General features: G+C 61.0%; 13 protein-coding genes. 8 read left to right on the top strand and 5 right to left on the bottom strand.

What is annotated here, in order from left to right; genetic code table 11:
- Positions 1-36: 36 nt before the first annotated feature.
- A complete protein-coding gene (locus HYE77_RS21160) occupies positions 37-1,578 on the bottom strand; it encodes a phosphoenolpyruvate carboxykinase (protein ID WP_003213191.1) in 1,542 nt (513 codons plus the stop codon).
- A gap of 179 nt (positions 1,579-1,757) precedes the next feature.
- Positions 1,758-2,660: an Hsp33 family molecular chaperone HslO gene (gene hslO, locus HYE77_RS21155; RefSeq protein WP_102367891.1), complete on the bottom strand. Its 903-nt coding sequence runs from the start codon at positions 2,658-2,660 to the stop codon at positions 1,758-1,760.
- 125 nt (positions 2,661-2,785) lie between these two features.
- Between hslO and HYE77_RS21150 the strand changes: the two genes are divergently transcribed.
- Complete coding sequence (locus HYE77_RS21150; RefSeq protein WP_177069275.1) at positions 2,786-3,586, top strand: phosphatase PAP2 family protein; 801 nt, start codon at positions 2,786-2,788, stop codon at positions 3,584-3,586.
- 42 nt (positions 3,587-3,628) lie between these two features.
- Here HYE77_RS21150 and HYE77_RS21145 read toward each other — a convergent pair whose 3' ends face one another.
- Positions 3,629-4,036, bottom strand: coding sequence for an RNA-binding S4 domain-containing protein (locus HYE77_RS21145; RefSeq protein WP_003213184.1), 408 nt, complete (start codon positions 4,034-4,036; stop codon positions 3,629-3,631).
- 116 nt (positions 4,037-4,152) lie between these two features.
- Here HYE77_RS21145 and HYE77_RS21140 point away from each other — a divergent pair, with 116 nt between their 5' ends.
- Genes HYE77_RS21140 through rimK form a run of 3 tightly spaced genes read left to right on the top strand, consistent with a single transcriptional unit; the run spans position 4,153 to position 6,333 of the window.
- Positions 4,153-4,932 (top strand): EAL domain-containing protein, encoded by a 780-nt coding sequence (locus tag HYE77_RS21140; protein WP_134325546.1) that lies wholly within the window; start codon positions 4,153-4,155, stop codon positions 4,930-4,932.
- A gap of 34 nt (positions 4,933-4,966) precedes the next feature.
- Positions 4,967-5,431 (top strand): ATP-dependent zinc protease, encoded by a 465-nt coding sequence (locus tag HYE77_RS21135; protein ID WP_371132397.1) that lies wholly within the window; start codon positions 4,967-4,969, stop codon positions 5,429-5,431.
- Positions 5,428-6,333, top strand: coding sequence for a 30S ribosomal protein S6--L-glutamate ligase (gene rimK / locus HYE77_RS21130; protein ID WP_003213178.1), 906 nt, complete (start codon positions 5,428-5,430; stop codon positions 6,331-6,333). Before HYE77_RS21135 ends, rimK begins: the two co-directional genes overlap by 4 nt.
- Before the next feature lie 124 nt (positions 6,334-6,457).
- Here rimK and HYE77_RS21125 read toward each other — a convergent pair whose 3' ends face one another.
- Positions 6,458-7,771, bottom strand: a complete 1,314-nt coding sequence (locus HYE77_RS21125) for an ATP-binding protein (protein ID WP_003213176.1) — start codon at positions 7,769-7,771, stop codon at positions 6,458-6,460.
- Positions 7,772-7,887: 116 nt separating this feature from the next.
- Positions 7,888-8,628 carry a two-component system response regulator OmpR gene (gene ompR, locus HYE77_RS21120; RefSeq protein WP_003213175.1) on the bottom strand — a complete coding sequence of 247 codons (741 nt, stop codon included), beginning with the start codon at positions 8,626-8,628 and terminating at the stop codon, positions 7,888-7,890.
- Between the two features lie 357 nt (positions 8,629-8,985).
- On the opposite strand from ompR, the gene HYE77_RS21115 reads away from it, so the two are divergent.
- The 4 genes from HYE77_RS21115 to tauA all read left to right on the top strand — a co-directional run bounded on the left by HYE77_RS21115 (position 8,986) and on the right by tauA (position 14,715).
- The gene (locus tag HYE77_RS21115) at positions 8,986-11,310 is read left to right on the top strand and encodes a Tex family protein (RefSeq protein WP_102367889.1); all 2,325 of its coding nucleotides are present in this window, start codon (positions 8,986-8,988) and stop codon (positions 11,308-11,310) included.
- Entirely contained in the window at positions 11,310-11,693 is a 384-nt protein-coding gene (locus tag HYE77_RS21110) for a PaaI family thioesterase (protein WP_003213170.1), read from the top strand. Before HYE77_RS21115 ends, HYE77_RS21110 begins: the two co-directional genes overlap by 1 nt.
- Positions 11,694-11,907: 214 nt before the next feature.
- A complete protein-coding gene (gene gshA / locus HYE77_RS21105; RefSeq protein WP_008435798.1) occupies positions 11,908-13,491 on the top strand; it encodes a glutamate--cysteine ligase in 1,584 nt (527 codons plus the stop codon).
- 246 nt (positions 13,492-13,737) lie between these two features.
- Positions 13,738-14,715 (top strand): taurine ABC transporter substrate-binding protein, encoded by a 978-nt coding sequence (gene tauA, locus HYE77_RS21100; RefSeq protein ID WP_177021890.1) that lies wholly within the window; start codon positions 13,738-13,740, stop codon positions 14,713-14,715.
- Positions 14,716-14,721 lie beyond the last annotated feature (6 nt).

The following is a 14,721-nucleotide window of genomic DNA, read 5'->3' as shown; positions in this document are numbered from 1 at the left end:
GCCCACTAGGGGCGGCTTTTTCACAACGGCCGAATCTTACAACTTCGGACCCGCAGCCTTGATCGCATCGCTCACTTCAAACTTCTTGAAGTTCTCGATGAACAGACCCGCCAGCGCTTTCGCCGCTTCATCGTAGGCAGCCTTGTCAGCCCAAGTGTTACGTGGGTTCAACAGGCCAGTCTCGACGCCCGGTACAGCCAATGGCACGTCCAGGTTGATGGTGTCCAGGTGCTCGGTCTCGGCACCAATCAACGCACCGCTCTGGATCGCTGCAATCACGCCACGGGTGGTCGGGATGTTGAAGCGCTTGCCAACGCCGTAGCCGCCGCCGGTCCAGCCGGTGTTGACCAGGTAGACCTTGGAGCCGAAGCCGCGCACGCGCTTGATCAGCAGTTCTGCGTATTCACCAGCCGGGCGTGGGAAGAATGGCGCGCCGAAGCAGGTGGAGAAGGTCGACTTGATGCCGCCGCCCGAACCCATTTCGGTCGAGCCCACCAGAGCGGTGTAGCCGGACAGGAAGTGGTAGGCCGCTTGTTCTTCGCTGAGGATCGACACGGGCGGCAGTACGCCGGTCAGGTCGCAGGTCAGGAAGATCACAGCGTTTGGCTCGCCACCGAGGTTTTTCTCGGAACGCTTGGCCACGTGCTCCAGCGGGTAGGCGGCGCGGCTGTTCTGGGTCAGGCTGACGTTGGTGTAGTCGGCGTGCTTGGCATCGTCGATCACCACGTTTTCGAGCACGGTACCGTGCTTGATGGCTTTCCAGATCACCGGCTCGTTCTTCTCGGACAGGTCGATGCACTTGGCATAGCAACCGCCTTCGATGTTGAACACCACACCTTCGCCCCAGCCGTGTTCGTCGTCGCCGATCAGGTAGCGGCTTTCGTCGGCGGACAGGGTGGTTTTACCGGTGCCCGACAGACCGAAGAACAGGGTCACGTCGCCGGCTTCGCCGATGTTGGCTGCGCAGTGCATCGGCAGCACGTCGGAGGCCGGCAGCAGGAAGTTCTGCACCGAGAACATGGCTTTTTTCATCTCACCGGCGTAACGCATGCCGGCGATCAGGACTTTTTTCTGGGCGAAGTTGAGGATCACGCAACCGTCGGAGTTGGTGCCGTCACGCTCTGGCACGCATTCGAAGTTGGCCACGTTGAGCACTTGCCACTCTTCACGACCGGCCGGGTTGTACTGGGCCGGGTTGATGAACAGGCAACGACCGAACAGGTTCTGCCAGGCAGTCTGGGTGGTCATTTTCACGGCCAGGTAGTGGTCTTCTGCAGCCCCTACGTGAACGTGGGAAACGAAATGCTCTTGCGCGTTGTTGAATGCCTCGACGCGAGCCCACAGGGCATCGAACTTGTCGGCCGGGAACTTGCGGTTGATCGGGCCCCAGGCAATGGCAGCCTGGGTGGAAGGCTCTTCAACGATGAAGCGGTCGACTGGCGAACGGCCGGTACGGTGACCGGTTTCTACGACCAGCGCACCGGTATCGGCAAGCACGCCTTCACCGCGCTGCAGGGCTTCTTTGACCAGATCGTCAACACTCAGATCGGTGTATACGGCGTTATTGGCTTGCGTCATGAGGTTCCCCGTCGGCCAGTGGCCGAGTGCTCCAAACGTTTTGTAGTAGAAAGTTGCGCACTACTACCGCGAAAAAAGTGGGCCGGATTATGCCAGAAAAGCCCAAAAAGAGTAGGGCCCTCCGGTCAGAACGGCGGAAATCCGGCGTTTGTCAGGTGATTTACCTGTGCTTAAACGTTTTAGTGGCGGGTGCCTGAAGGGGTATCTACGCCCGCGCCGGCGAATAATTGAGCAATATCGGCAGCGTCGAACAGGTAGCGCTGGTTGCAGAACTGGCAGTCGATCTCGATGTTGCCACCGTGTTCCACCACCAGGTCCTGCGCATCTTCCAGGCCCAGGCTGACCAGGGCCGTGGCCGAGCGCTCGCGGGAGCAGCTGCAGTGGAAGCGCAGGGACTGCACGTCGAACAGGCGCACGGCCTCTTCGTGGTAGAGGCGGTGCAGGATGGTTTCGTTATCCAGGCCCAGCAACTCTTCGGCTTTCAGGGTGCCGGCCAGGGCGGTGATGTGGGCCCAGCTGTCGGCGCGGTCTTCTTCGTCCTTGATGCGGTCGGCCGGCAGTTGTTGCAGCAGCAGGCCACGAGCGCGCTTGCCGTCGGCGTTGAGCCAGAAGCGGGTGCCCACTTGCTGGGACATCACGAAATAATTGGTGAAGCAGTCGGACAGGGTTTCACCGTCGAGGTCGACGATGCCCTGGTAACGCTGGCCTACCGTCGGGTCGACGGTCAGGGCCAGCACGCCGTCAGGCATCAGGTCAGCCAGGGTCGCATCGGCGGCGATGCGGTCCGCGTCGTAGCGGGCCAGCCCACGGATTTCGCGCTCGCTGGAGCATTCGATCATCAGCAGCGGGATCGGGCCTTCGGAACGGGCCTGCAGGATCAGCAAGCCATCGAACTTCAGGGTGCCCACCAGCAGCGAGGCAGCCGCCATCAGCTCGCCGAGCAATTGCGCGACCGGCTCCGGATAGGGGTGCTTGGCGAGGACTTCGGCATAGCTGCGCTCCAGGGCGACCAGTTCGCCGCGGGCGTCGCTGTCGTCGAAGATGAAGCGTTGGGTGAAGTCGGTATCCGGTAGATCAGTCATAGGTCTGGGTATCTGAATTGATGACAAAAAGATGACAAGGTTTATAGAATTACACGCTTTAGCACCGTTTTGGTGCGGCCTTCTGTGGGAAAACGAAGCGCTTCAAAGCAAAGAGGAAACAGTTTATGAACAATCCGGGTTTGTTCCAAGCCAGGTGGGACCTCGGGCGATTGGCCCTGTGTAATTTACTCGCTGTGGGGCTGCTGTGTTTTTGGCTCTGGCCGGCGGGCCAGGCGCTCTGCACGGTTTTCGACGAGTGGCTGTTTCATCTGCTCAATGACCCGCTGGCAAGCAGCTCCGCGTGGCTGCATGTGTGGGCGGTGGCCAGTTTGCGGCCGTTTGACGCGGTGGTCGGGGTGATTCTGCTGACGCTGTTGATCCGTGGCGACTGGGTGTTCAAGGCGATTGAAGTGCGCCAGGCGTTTTTCGGCTTCCTGGGCATTCTGCTGCTGTTGCTGTTTATCCGCATGCTGTTTTCCAAGCTGGCGGCGCAGATGGGCTGGCAACACCATAGCCCGTCGATGGTGATCAGCGGCGCGATTCAGATGAGCGACTATTTCCCGGGCCTGGAGAAGACATGGGAGTTGAAGGACCGCTCCAGCCAGAGCTTCCCGGGGGATCATGCATCGGTATTGCTGATCTGGGGCATGTTCATGACCGTGTTTGCCAAGCGGATCGGGCAGGTGCTGGTGATCTGGGGCTTGGCGCTGCTGTTCATGATGCCGCGGCTGGTGGCCGGTGCGCATTGGGGGCAGGACGATTATATCGGTAGGGTGTTGCTGGCGCTGTTGGCGTTGGGCTGGGGTTACTACACGCCCTTTGCAGCGAAGGTTTCGCGGGGGCTGGTGCGAGTGACGGGCCCGGTGTTTGAATTGTTTCGGCGAGTACCGCTGGTTAATCGCTTGAGCGTGATTCGCAGCGTTTGAGTTGAAATAGCAGGAGCCGACCTGGCTCCTGCGGTCTGCCGATTAATCATCATTGCCACTGCCGCGAAACTTGAACAGGTCGCGCCGCTGTTTCTTGCTTGGCTTGCCGTCGGTGGTCATGCCCAGGGACCCTGCCTTGCGCATGGCCGCCGCGTTTTCGCGCTTGGCGATGCTGGCTTCGGTCTCGGTATACAACGCCTGCGCCTCGGGAGCGCCCCTTCGCACAATTGAAAGGGCCTGGACTACGACGGTTCGCTCATCAAACCCGGCACGGATCTGAAACTCATCGCCGATGCGTGGCTCCTTGCCGGGCTTGCAACGCTCGCCGCGCCAATGCACCTTGCCACTCTCGATCGCCGCCTTGGCCAAGGCACGGGTCTTGAAGAAACGCGCCGCCCACAACCACTTGTCCAAACGGACTTTTTCTTCCTCTTCCTGCTTCTGAGCCACTTGAATTCCTCGCTCTGAAAAATGTCGCAACTTTACCGTTGAAACCCTTCAACGCATAAACCCTTGAGCTCACCTAAGATACGCCAGGTAGCATCCTGTTTTCGCGAGGTTAACGTGTGACCGACTTTCCCATTTCACTGACCTCGCCCAAACAAGCCTGTGCGGGCTGCCAGCAAAGTGAGCCGCTGGGCTTTGAGTTCGCCTTTGCGTATCAGCCTATCGTGGACCTGCGTAACCAGTCGATCTTTGCCCATGAAGCCTTGGTGCGCGGCGTGAATGGTGAGGGCGCGATGTCGGTGCTGGATCAGGTCAACGACAGCAATCGCTACCGTTTCGACCAGCAATGCCGCACCCGCGCGATCGCCACCGCTTCGACACTCAACATGCAGACGCACCTTTCAATCAACTTCATGCCCAATGCGGTCTATCGACCAGAACTGTGCATCCGCAGCACCCTGGAGGCGGCCCGGGCGCATAATTTTCCGTTGGATCGGCTGATTTTCGAGACCCTGGAAAGCGAGCATGTAGATAACTATCGCCATTTGACGAATATTCTGCGTGAATACCGCGAATTCGGCTTCAAGACCGCCATCGACGATTTCGGGGCGGGCTATTCGGGGCTGAATCTGCTGGCCGATTTCCAACCTGACCTGATCAAACTCGACATGGCGCTGATCCGCGATGTCGACCGTGATCGTGTCCGTCAGGTGATCGTCCGGGGGATTGTCACAATCTGTGAGCAGTTGGGCGTTACTGTCATCGCCGAGGGCATCGAAAGCGCCGGCGAGCGGGACTTTCTCGCCGACTGTGGAATATTTCTGATGCAGGGCTACTGGTTCGCCAAGCCTGCATTCAAAGCCCTGGCCGAGGTATCACCCGCCGCCTGGGCGAATTAATTGCCGGTTATTCATATTGAAGACATTTGACCATTTGACCGTTGTGGGTCTGCGTGAGTGGGTGGCACTTCCCGACTTGGGAGTGGCAGGCCTGCGCGCCAAGATCGACACCGGCGCCAGTACCTCAAGCCTGCATGCCACCGAGATCGAGCCATTTGAGCGCGACGGTGCAAAGTGGGTGCGCTTCACCGCGCACCTGGGCAGCGTGGTGCAACTGCGTCACCGGCGCTGCGAAGCACCGCTGGTGGCGATGAAAACCATTAAAAGCTCCAACGGCCAGGCCCAGGTGCGGTATGTGATCAGCACCACCCTGGCCCTGGGCGATCGGGTATGGCGGGTGGAATTCACCCTCGCCTGCCGCAAGGCCATGCGTTACCGCCTGTTGCTGGGCTCCAAGGCCCTGATTGACGGCCAACTGGTGGTCAGTCCCGGCGTCAAATACGTTCAAGACAAGCCGGTGTTCCCGGTCTCTACTACCTCTGCCACAGGTGCTGCATGAAGATCGCTGTGCTGTCGCGTAACCCGCGTCTGTATTCCACCCGTCGCCTGGTCGAGGCCGGCACCGAACGTGGCCATGAGATGGTGGTGATCGATACGTTGCGCGCCTATATGAACATTGCCAGTCATAAGCCGCAGATCCACTACCGGGGCAAACCGCTGGAAGGCTTCGATGCGGTGATCCCGCGTATCGGTGCTTCCGTGACGTTCTATGGCTGCGCGGTACTGCGCCAGTTTGAAATGATGGGGGTGTCTCCCCTCAATGAGTCGGTGGCTATCGCCCGTTCGCGGGACAAGCTGCGCTCGCTGCAGTTGCTGTCGCGCCGTGGCATTGGCTTGCCGGTCACCGGCTTTGCGCACTCCCCGGATGACATTCCCGACCTGATCGAGATGGTCAACGGCGCGCCGCTGGTGATCAAGGTGCTGGAAGGTACCCAGGGCATCGGCGTGGTGCTGTGTGAAACCGCGACTGCGGCCGAGTCGGTGATCGAGGCGTTCATGGGCCTCAAGCAGAACATCATGGTGCAGGAGTACATCAAGGAAGCCGGCGGTGCGGATATCCGCTGCTTCGTGGTGGGCGACAAGGTGATTGCCGCGATGAAGCGCCAGGCCAAGCCGGGTGAGTTTCGGTCCAACCTGCACCGTGGCGGCAGTGCCAGCCTGATCAAGATCACCCCGGAAGAACGCATGACCGCACTGCGGGCAGCCAAGGTCATGGGGTTGAGCGTGGCGGGTGTGGATATATTGCGCTCCAACCACGGGCCGCTGGTGATGGAGGTGAACTCGTCACCGGGCCTGGAAGGAATTGAGACCACCACCGGCAAGGATGTGGCGGGGATCATCATTCAGCATCTGGAGAAGAGTGGTGGGCCGAATATGACGCGCACCAAAGGCAAGGGCTGAATACACCCGACCTATAAAGCACCGCAAAACCAGTGTGGGAGCGGGCTTGCTCGCGAAGGCGGTGGATCAGTCGACATTTCTATGGACTGTCCCACCGCCTTCGCGAGCAAGCCCGCTCCCACATTTAGACCGCGTCCCTGGGCAACATCAGCCCCAACGGCAAGCGCACTCGCGCTTCCAGGCCGCCATCCGGCCGGTTGCGCAATTCGACATTGCCGCCATGCATCGAAGCAATCCGCCGCACGATCGCCAGCCCCAGGCCCGTGCCTTTGCCACCCCGGGCACGGTCGCCGCGGGTGAACGGGTTGAAGATACCTTCCAGTTCCGCCGGATCGATGCCGGCCCCACGGTCCATGACACTCAGCACCACGTAAGGCGCACTGGTATCCCCGGAAACGTAGGCTGCTACTTCCACATCGGAACCAGCGTGATGCAGCGCGTTACCAATCAGGTTATTCAGCAGGCGCTTCATCGAAACCCGACGCAACGCGAACGGCTGGATCGGTTCCAGGCGCATGCGCACCTGCTCGCCGTTCTGGTTGTAGGGCGCAACCACCTCGCGAACCAGGTCCGTCAGGTCGACCTCTTCCACCACCTCGTCCCGGCCATCGCGGATAAACGCCAGGAACTGGTCGAGAATCGCGTCCATGTCCTCGATGTCTCGAACCATGTCGTCGGTAAGGTCGGTGTGGTTACCCATCAGTTCCAGGGAAAGCCGCAGACGCGTCAGCGGCGTGCGCAGGTCATGGGACACCCCCGCCAGCATCAGCTCGCGCTCGCGCCCCGCCTGTTCGACATCCTCGGCCATCTGGTTGAACGCGCTGTACACCTCGGTCATTTCACTCGGCGTATCGCTGATGGGCAGGCGCACACTGCGGCCCTGGCCCAGCTGGCGTGCCGCAAACACCAGGCGCTTGAGCGGCTGGTTGAGCTGGCGCACGAAAATCCAGGCAGACGCGGTGGAAAGCAAGCCAATCGCCAGGAACCAGCCCAGCACGTTCCAGATCTTCTGCCCCCGCAGTGGATGCGGATACAGCGGCACTTTCAGCCAGTCCTCCCCCAGGCTCGGCGCTCGCACCCACAGCGCCGGCGACACATGCATGCGCAACCGCACCTCGGTGTCTTCACCCAGTTCGGCCTGCATCTGGCGCTGGTAGATTTCGCTGTAGGGCCAATGTTGCTCGCCCTCGGGCACGCCCGCGCCCGCGACCCGGACCAGGGTAGCGGCCTTGGCGATCTTCTCGCGGTTCTCGGGGTCTGCGGCCCAGTAGGCGCGCAAGGTCAGCGCGACACCGTGGCTGTACTGCCGGTCCACCAGCACGTCTTCGTTCATCAACAGATAAACCAGTGTCAGGGCCTTGGAAAACAGTACGACGATGAGCACCAGCCAAAGGGTGCGTGAGAAGAAACTCTGCGGGAACCACAACGGGGTTTTCATAAAAGACAGCTGGACACCTTGCAGGAGCGAGCCAAGCTCGCAGAATTGCAAACGCCGGGCAACCGGCTGACTCTTATCGAGTCATCACCGGCACGCCCGCCTCTGCAAATCATCGGTCACTTGGTTGCAGTGCCATCCGGCACAAACACGTAACCCACACCCCACACCGTCTGGATATAACGCGGCTTGGATGGATCGGGCTCGATCATCCGGCGCAGACGGGAGATCTGTACGTCGATGGAGCGCTCGAGGGCGTCCCACTCACGGCCACGGGCCAGGTTCATCAGCTTGTCGCGGGTCAGCGGCTGGCGAGCGTTCATCACCAGTGCCTTGAGCACGGCGAATTCGCCGGTGGTCAGCATGTGCACTTCATCGCCACGCTTGAGCTCACGGGTGGCCAGCGACAACTCGTAGTCGCCGAAGGTCACGCTTTCGTCTTCGCTGCCTGGAGCGCCCGGTACCGGGGCGGCCTGGCGACGCAGTACGGCCTTGACCCGTGCCATCAGCTCGTCCGGGTTGAACGGCTTGGCCAGGTAATCGTCGGCGCCCAGTTCCAGGCCCTTGATGCGGCTCAGCTCATCGCCCTTGGCGGTCAGCATGATGATCGGGATCTGATTGTTGGCGCCGCGCAGGCGTTTGCAGGCGGTCAGGCCGTCTTCGCCGGGCAGCATCAGGTCCAGCACCACCAGGTTGAAGACTTCACGTCCCAACAGGCGGTCCATCTGTTCGGTGTTTGGCACCGCGCGGGCACGGTAGCCCTTGGAGTTGAAGAAACGCTCCAGCAGGCTGCTCAGCCCCGGATCGTCATCAACGATGAGAATTTTTTCGCCTTCAGCAGTTTGTGCAGTGCTGCTCATTAGATGCTCCTCTTATCTCGGCGCGCATTATGGCGTAGCTGCCGTTATACGCACCGTGTGCATTGTTAGCAGATTTTTCCTCTACCGCCAGCGAACCCGCGCCCTACAACCTTGGCGGCAATCCCCCCAAGGGCAGAACGCTGGTTATAATGCGGCGCCTTTGTGCAGGGCAACGTCAGTTCGTTACCGTTTACTGCCAGGGGATTTTTTTCACCCGCTTGTAGTGATTTTTTCGATTTCGAGGGTCAATAGGCTGCCTCTTGACCCAGGCAGCGGCGCCAGACGGGCCGCTCAACCAGCCTCGCGAGCCTTGTTTTCCGGGCCTGCGAGCCTGCTTTCAGAATTTCAGGTGGTTTTATGGACAGCATCAACAGCCGCATCGCCGAGGAACTCGGCGTACGCCCACAACAGGTCGAAGCGGCCGTCGCTCTACTGGATGAAGGCTCCACAGTGCCCTTCATCGCCCGTTACCGTAAAGAAGTCACCGGCAGCCTCGATGATATCCAGTTGCGGCATCTGGAAGAGCGCCTGCGCTACCTGCGAGAACTCGACGAACGGCGTATCAGCATCCTCGCCAGCATCGAAGAGCAAGGCAAGCTGACCCCGCAGCTGGAACGCGACATCAAGCTCGCCGACACCAAGACCCGCCTCGAAGACTTGTACCTGCCGTACAAGCAGAAGCGCCGCACCAAGGGCCAGATCGCCCTGGAAGCCGGCCTCGGCGAGCTGGCCGACGGTCTGTTCAATGACCCGTCCCTGGCCCCGGAAACCGAAGCTGCACGCTTTGTCGATGCCGAAAAAGGCGTGGCCGACGTCAAGGCCGCCCTCGAAGGCGCCAAGTACATCCTCATGGAGCGCTTCGCCGAAGACGCCAACCTGCTGGAAAAACTGCGCAACTACCTGAAGCAGGAAGCCACCCTCAGTGCCCGCGTAATCGCCGGCAAGGAGGAGGAAGGCGCCAAGTTCCGCGATTACTTCGAACACGACGAGCCGCTGAAAAGCATGCCGTCCCACCGTGCACTGGCGATTTTCCGCGGCCGCAACGAAGGCATCCTGAGCTCCGCGCTGAAAGTCGGCGACGAGCTGCCAGGCACCATGCACCCGTGCGAAGGCATGATCGGTCAACAATTCGGCATCCAGAATCAGAATCGTCCTGCGGACAAGTGGCTCAGTGAAGTCGTGCGCTGGACCTGGAAGGTCAAGCTCTACACCCACCTCGAAACCGACCTGCTGGGCGAGTTGCGCGACGGCGCCGAAACCGAAGCCATCAGCGTATTCGCCCACAACCTGCACGACCTGCTGCTGGCCGCACCCGCCGGCCCACGCGCAACCCTGGGCCTCGACCCGGGCCTGCGCACCGGCTGCAAGGTTGCCGTGGTCGACGCCACCGGCAAGCTGCTGGATCACGCCACGGTTTACCCCCACGTGCCGCACAACAAGTGGGACCAGACCATCGCCATCCTGGCCGCCCTGTGCGCCAAGCACTCGGTGGACCTGATTGCCATCGGCAACGGCACCGCCAGCCGTGAAACCGACAAGCTGGCCGCCGAGCTGATCAAAAAATACCCAGGCATGCAGATGACCAAGGTGATGGTCTCCGAGGCCGGCGCTTCGGTGTACTCCGCGTCTGAACTGGCTTCCAAGGAATTCCCGGACCTCGACGTGTCGATCCGTGGCGCCGTGTCCATCGCTCGCCGCCTGCAGGACCCACTGGCCGAGCTGGTGAAGATCGATCCAAAATCCATCGGCGTCGGCCAGTACCAGCACGACGTGTCGCAGCTGAAACTGGCTCGCGGCCTGGACGCCGTGGTTGAAGACTGCGTGAACGCCGTGGGCGTGGACGTAAACACCGCTTCGGTTGCGCTGCTGGCCCGCATCTCCGGCCTCAACGCCACCCTGGCGCAGAACATCGTGACCCACCGCGACGAAAACGGTGCGTTCAAGACCCGTGCAGCGCTGAAAAAAGTCGCACGCCTTGGCGAAAAAACCTTCGAGCAAGCCGCCGGCTTCCTGCGCGTCATGAACGGTGACAACCCGCTGGATTCCTCGGCTGTCCACCCGGAAGCCTACCCGCTGGTACAACGCATCGCCGCTGAAACCGACCGCGACATCCGCTCGCTGATCGGCGACGCCGCGTTCCTCAAGCGCCTGGACCCGAAGAAGTACACCGACGAAACCTTCGGCGTGCCGACCATCACCGACATCCTGCAAGAGCTGGAAAAACCTGGCCGCGACCCGCGTCCCGAGTTCAAGACCGCCGAATTCCAGGAAGGCGTCGAAGACCTCAAGGACCTGCAACTGGGGATGATCCTCGAAGGCGTGGTGACCAACGTGACCAACTTCGGCGCGTTTGTGGATATCGGCGTGCATCAGGACGGTTTGGTGCACATCTCTGCGCTTTCGGAGAAGTTCATCAAGGACCCGCGTGAAGCGGTGAAAGCCGGTGATGTGGTCAAGGTCAAGGTCATGGAAGTCGACATCCCGCGCAAACGCGTCGGCCTGTCGATGCGCATGAGCGACACCCCGGGCGAGAAAATCGACGGTGCCCGCGGCGCACGCCCGGGCTCGGCGCCACGCCAGTCCCAAGGCGCCGCCCCCCGCAAGGAAACCGCTGCGCCAGCCCCGGCCAACAACGCCATGGCTTCGCTGTTCGCCAACGCCAAACAACTGAAGAAACGTTAATGGAACTGCCAGCCGGCTTGACCCACAGCGCGTTCAGCGAACTCATTGGCTGCCGCCTGCAGCGCCTGGAAACCGGTGTTGCCGAGGTGGCCTTGACCCTGGAACCGCAGTTGCGCAACCGCGCTGGCAAGCTCCATGGCGGGGCGATCTTCAGCCTGGTGGACATTGCCATGGGGCTGGCGTGTTCCAGCTCCCATGGTTTCGACCAGCAGAGCGCGACCATCGAATGCAAGATCAACTACATCCGCGCCGTTTCCGACGGCGATGTGCTGTGCACCGCTCGAGTGATTCACCCGGGTCGGCGCACGCTGGTGGTCGAGGCGGACGTGTACCAGGACGAAAAACTGGTCGCAAAAGCACAAGGCACCTTCGCTGTCCTATAGCTCCCTGTCATCGATTTGAGTTAATTTCGGCGCTTCGAAAGTTGCGCCGAACTTTTCCTCGTGCGCGATAGCCAGATTCAGGGACGAGGGCGGCTCTTTCAGAGTGGGTCAATCCGGCTCAAAAACCAGGCGATAACGCCAGTTTCCACTTCACCCTTGTAGACCGTCCTGACCACCCCCATATTGGGGCGACTGACGCGTGAAGGAATCCAACTTGAGCGAACTTCTCAACCGCCGCCTGGCCCTGCTCGGCAAGCACGAACACCTCTCTTTGCTCGAGCAATGCCTGCACGGCATCGAGCGCGAATGCCTGCGCGTCACCGGTGAAGGCCGACTGGCACAAACGCCGCATCCCGAGGCCCTGGGCGCTGCACTGACCCACGAACAGATCACCACCGACTATTCCGAGTCGCTGCTTGAGTTCATCACGCCGGCGTTACCCAACCCGGCCGATACCCTGAGCAGCCTCGACAAGATCCACCGTTTTGCCTACAGCAAGCTCGGCAGCGAGTACCTGTGGAGTCCATCGATGCCGTGCCCGTTGCCGGCCGAGGAAGATATTCCGATTGCCTACTACGGCACCTCCAACATCGGACAGCTCAAGTACGTGTATCGCAAGGGCCTGGCCCTGCGGTACGGCAAGACCATGCAGTGCATCGCCGGGATCCACTACAACTTTTCCCTGCCGGAAGACCTCTGGCCGTTGCTCAAGGAAGCCGAAGGCTTTGTGGGCACCGACCGGGATTACCAGTCCACGGCCTATATCGCGCTGATCCGTAACTTCCGCCGCTACAGCTGGCTGCTGATGTACCTGTTCGGCGCCTCGCCGGCCCTGGACGCGGGTTTCCTGCGCGGTCGTTCGCACCAGCTCGAAGTGCTGGACGCCGACACCCTGTACCTGCCGTACGCCACCAGCCTGCGCATGAGCGATCTGGGTTACCAGAGCAACGCCCAGGCCGGCCTGACGCCGTGCTACAACGACCTGGCGAGCTACACCGACAGCCTGCGCGAAGCTGTGGCAACGCCCTACGCACCGTACGTCGAAGTCGGTACCCATAAGGACGGTGAGTGGGTTCAGCTCAACACCAACATCCTGCAGATCGAAAACGAGTACTACTCCAACATCCGGCCCAAGCGCGTGACCTACACCGGCGAACGGCCGATCCAGGCGCTGATGGCCCGTGGCATCCAGTACATTGAAGTGCGCTGCCTGGACATCAACCCGTTCCTGCCGATGGGCATCGACTTGCAAGAGTCGCGCTTCCTCGATGCGTTCCTGCTGTATTGCGCGCTGAATGACAGCCCGCTGTTCGCCGACAATGAGTGCGGCAACGCCACCTCCAACTTCCTCAGCGTGGTCAAGGAAGGCCGCCGTCCGGGCTTGCAATTGCAGCGCCGTGGCGAATCGGTGGACATGAAGGAATGGGCGGCAGAGCTGCTGGAGCAGATTGCTCCGCTGGCGGCGATGCTGGACCAGAGCCAGGGCATCAATGAACACAGCCAGGCGCTGGACGCGCAGCTGGCGAAGGTCAAGGATTCGTCCCTGACCCCGTCGGCCCAGGTGCTGGCGGCGATGAGCGAGCGTAAAGAGAGCTTTGCGCAGTTCTCGCTGCATCAGAGCCAGGTGCATGCGGAGTACTTCCGCAGCGAGCCGTTGAAGGCAGAGGAACAGGCACGTTTTGAGGAGCTGGCGCGCAGTTCGCTGGCGCAGCAGGCGGAGCTTGAGCAGAACGAAGTGGGTGATTTTGACGTGTTTGTCGGGTCGTACCAGGCGAGCATCCTCGCTATCAGCAACTAAAAGCCTGACACAGACCCCTGTGGGAGCGGGCTTGCTCGCGAAAGCGTTGTATCAGTCGATGTATTCGGTGACTGATTCACCGCTTTCGCGAGCAAGCCCGCTCCCACATTTGACCTATGCGCCTTCTAGCCTGGCGCGCGAGTTTCTCCTCATAAGCTAATTCGAAAATGTTATTTATTTTTGGATTCTTAGATCATTTAGTCTTCTCACACGCCGACCTCCGGCCGCCTGATGAGGACTTCCCCCTTGAAACTGCACTTCCCCCTTCGCCTCTTGGCGGCGTTGTCCCTGGCCGGTGCCAGCCTGTTTGCCCAGGCCGCCGACGTGACCATCGCTTACCAGACCACCGTTGACCCGGCGAAAGTCGCCCAGGCCGACGGCGCTTACGAAAAAGCCACCAACGCCAAGATCGACTGGCGCAAATTCGACAACGGTGCCGACATCATCGCCGCCATCGCCTCCGGCGACGTGCAGATCGGCTACCTCGGTTCCAGCCCGCTGACCGCTGCCGTGACCCGCAAGGTTCCGGTGGAAACCTTCCTGATCGCCACCCAGATCGGCGGGGCCGAGGCCCTGGTGGCCCGCAACGGTTCCGGGATCAATGGCCCGCAGGACCTGATCGGCAAGAAAGTCGCCGTGCCATTCGTTTCCACCGGCCACTACAGCCTGCTGGCCGCGTTGAAGCACTGGAACATCGACCCGTCCAAAGTGACCATCCTCAACCTCGCCCCGCCGGCCATCATCGCCGCCTGGAAACGTGGTGATATCGACGCCACCTACGTGTGGGACCCAGCGCTTGGCGTAGCCAAGGAAAACGGCAAGGTGCTGATCACCTCCGGCGAACTGGCCAAGTTCGGCGCGCCGACCTTCGATGCCTGGATCGTGCGTAAGGATTTCGCCGAGAAGCACCCGGAAATCGTCACGGCTTTTGCCAAGGTCACCCTGGATGCCTATGCCGCTTACCGCAAAGACCCACAAGCCTGGCTGGCTGACAAAGGCAACGTCGACAAACTGGTGAAGCTCTCCGGGGCCAAGGCCAGCGACATTCCGCTGCTGCTGCAAGGCAACGTCTACCCGCTGGCGGCTGACCAGGTCACCCTGCTCGGCGCACCGACCACCAAGGCTGTCACCGATACCGCCGCGTTCCTCAAGGAACAAGGCAAGGTCGACGCCGTACTGCCGGACTACGCCCCGTACGTCAGCCCGAAGTTCATCACTAACTGATACCAG

Source organism: Pseudomonas sp. IPO3774, assembly GCF_013386835.1.
In the GTDB taxonomy this organism is placed as follows: Bacteria; Pseudomonadota; Gammaproteobacteria; order Pseudomonadales; family Pseudomonadaceae; genus Aquipseudomonas.
The sequence above is the reverse complement of the archived record's forward strand: the minus strand, read 5'-3'. Positions and strand labels throughout refer to the sequence as shown.

What these genes read in the sequence shown, in the direction of transcription:
- HYE77_RS21160 (WP_003213191.1), bottom strand. Translation starts at nt 1,578, where the DNA reads ATGACGCAAGCCAATAACGCCGTATACACCGATCTGAGTGTTGACGAT.
- HYE77_RS21125 (WP_003213176.1), bottom strand. Translation starts at nt 7,771, where the DNA reads ATGAAAACCCCGTTGTGGTTCCCGCAGAGTTTCTTCTCACGCACCCTT.
- ompR (WP_003213175.1), bottom strand. Translation starts at nt 8,628, where the DNA reads ATGAGCAGCACTGCACAAACTGCTGAAGGCGAAAAAATTCTCATCGTT.
- HYE77_RS21150 (WP_177069275.1), top strand. Translation starts at nt 2,786, where the DNA reads ATGAACAATCCGGGTTTGTTCCAAGCCAGGTGGGACCTCGGGCGATTG.
- hslO (WP_102367891.1), bottom strand. Translation starts at nt 2,660, where the DNA reads ATGACTGATCTACCGGATACCGACTTCACCCAACGCTTCATCTTCGAC.
- rimK (WP_003213178.1), top strand. Translation starts at nt 5,428, where the DNA reads ATGAAGATCGCTGTGCTGTCGCGTAACCCGCGTCTGTATTCCACCCGT.
- HYE77_RS21110 (WP_003213170.1), top strand. Translation starts at nt 11,310, where the DNA reads ATGGAACTGCCAGCCGGCTTGACCCACAGCGCGTTCAGCGAACTCATT.
- HYE77_RS21115 (WP_102367889.1), top strand. Translation starts at nt 8,986, where the DNA reads ATGGACAGCATCAACAGCCGCATCGCCGAGGAACTCGGCGTACGCCCA.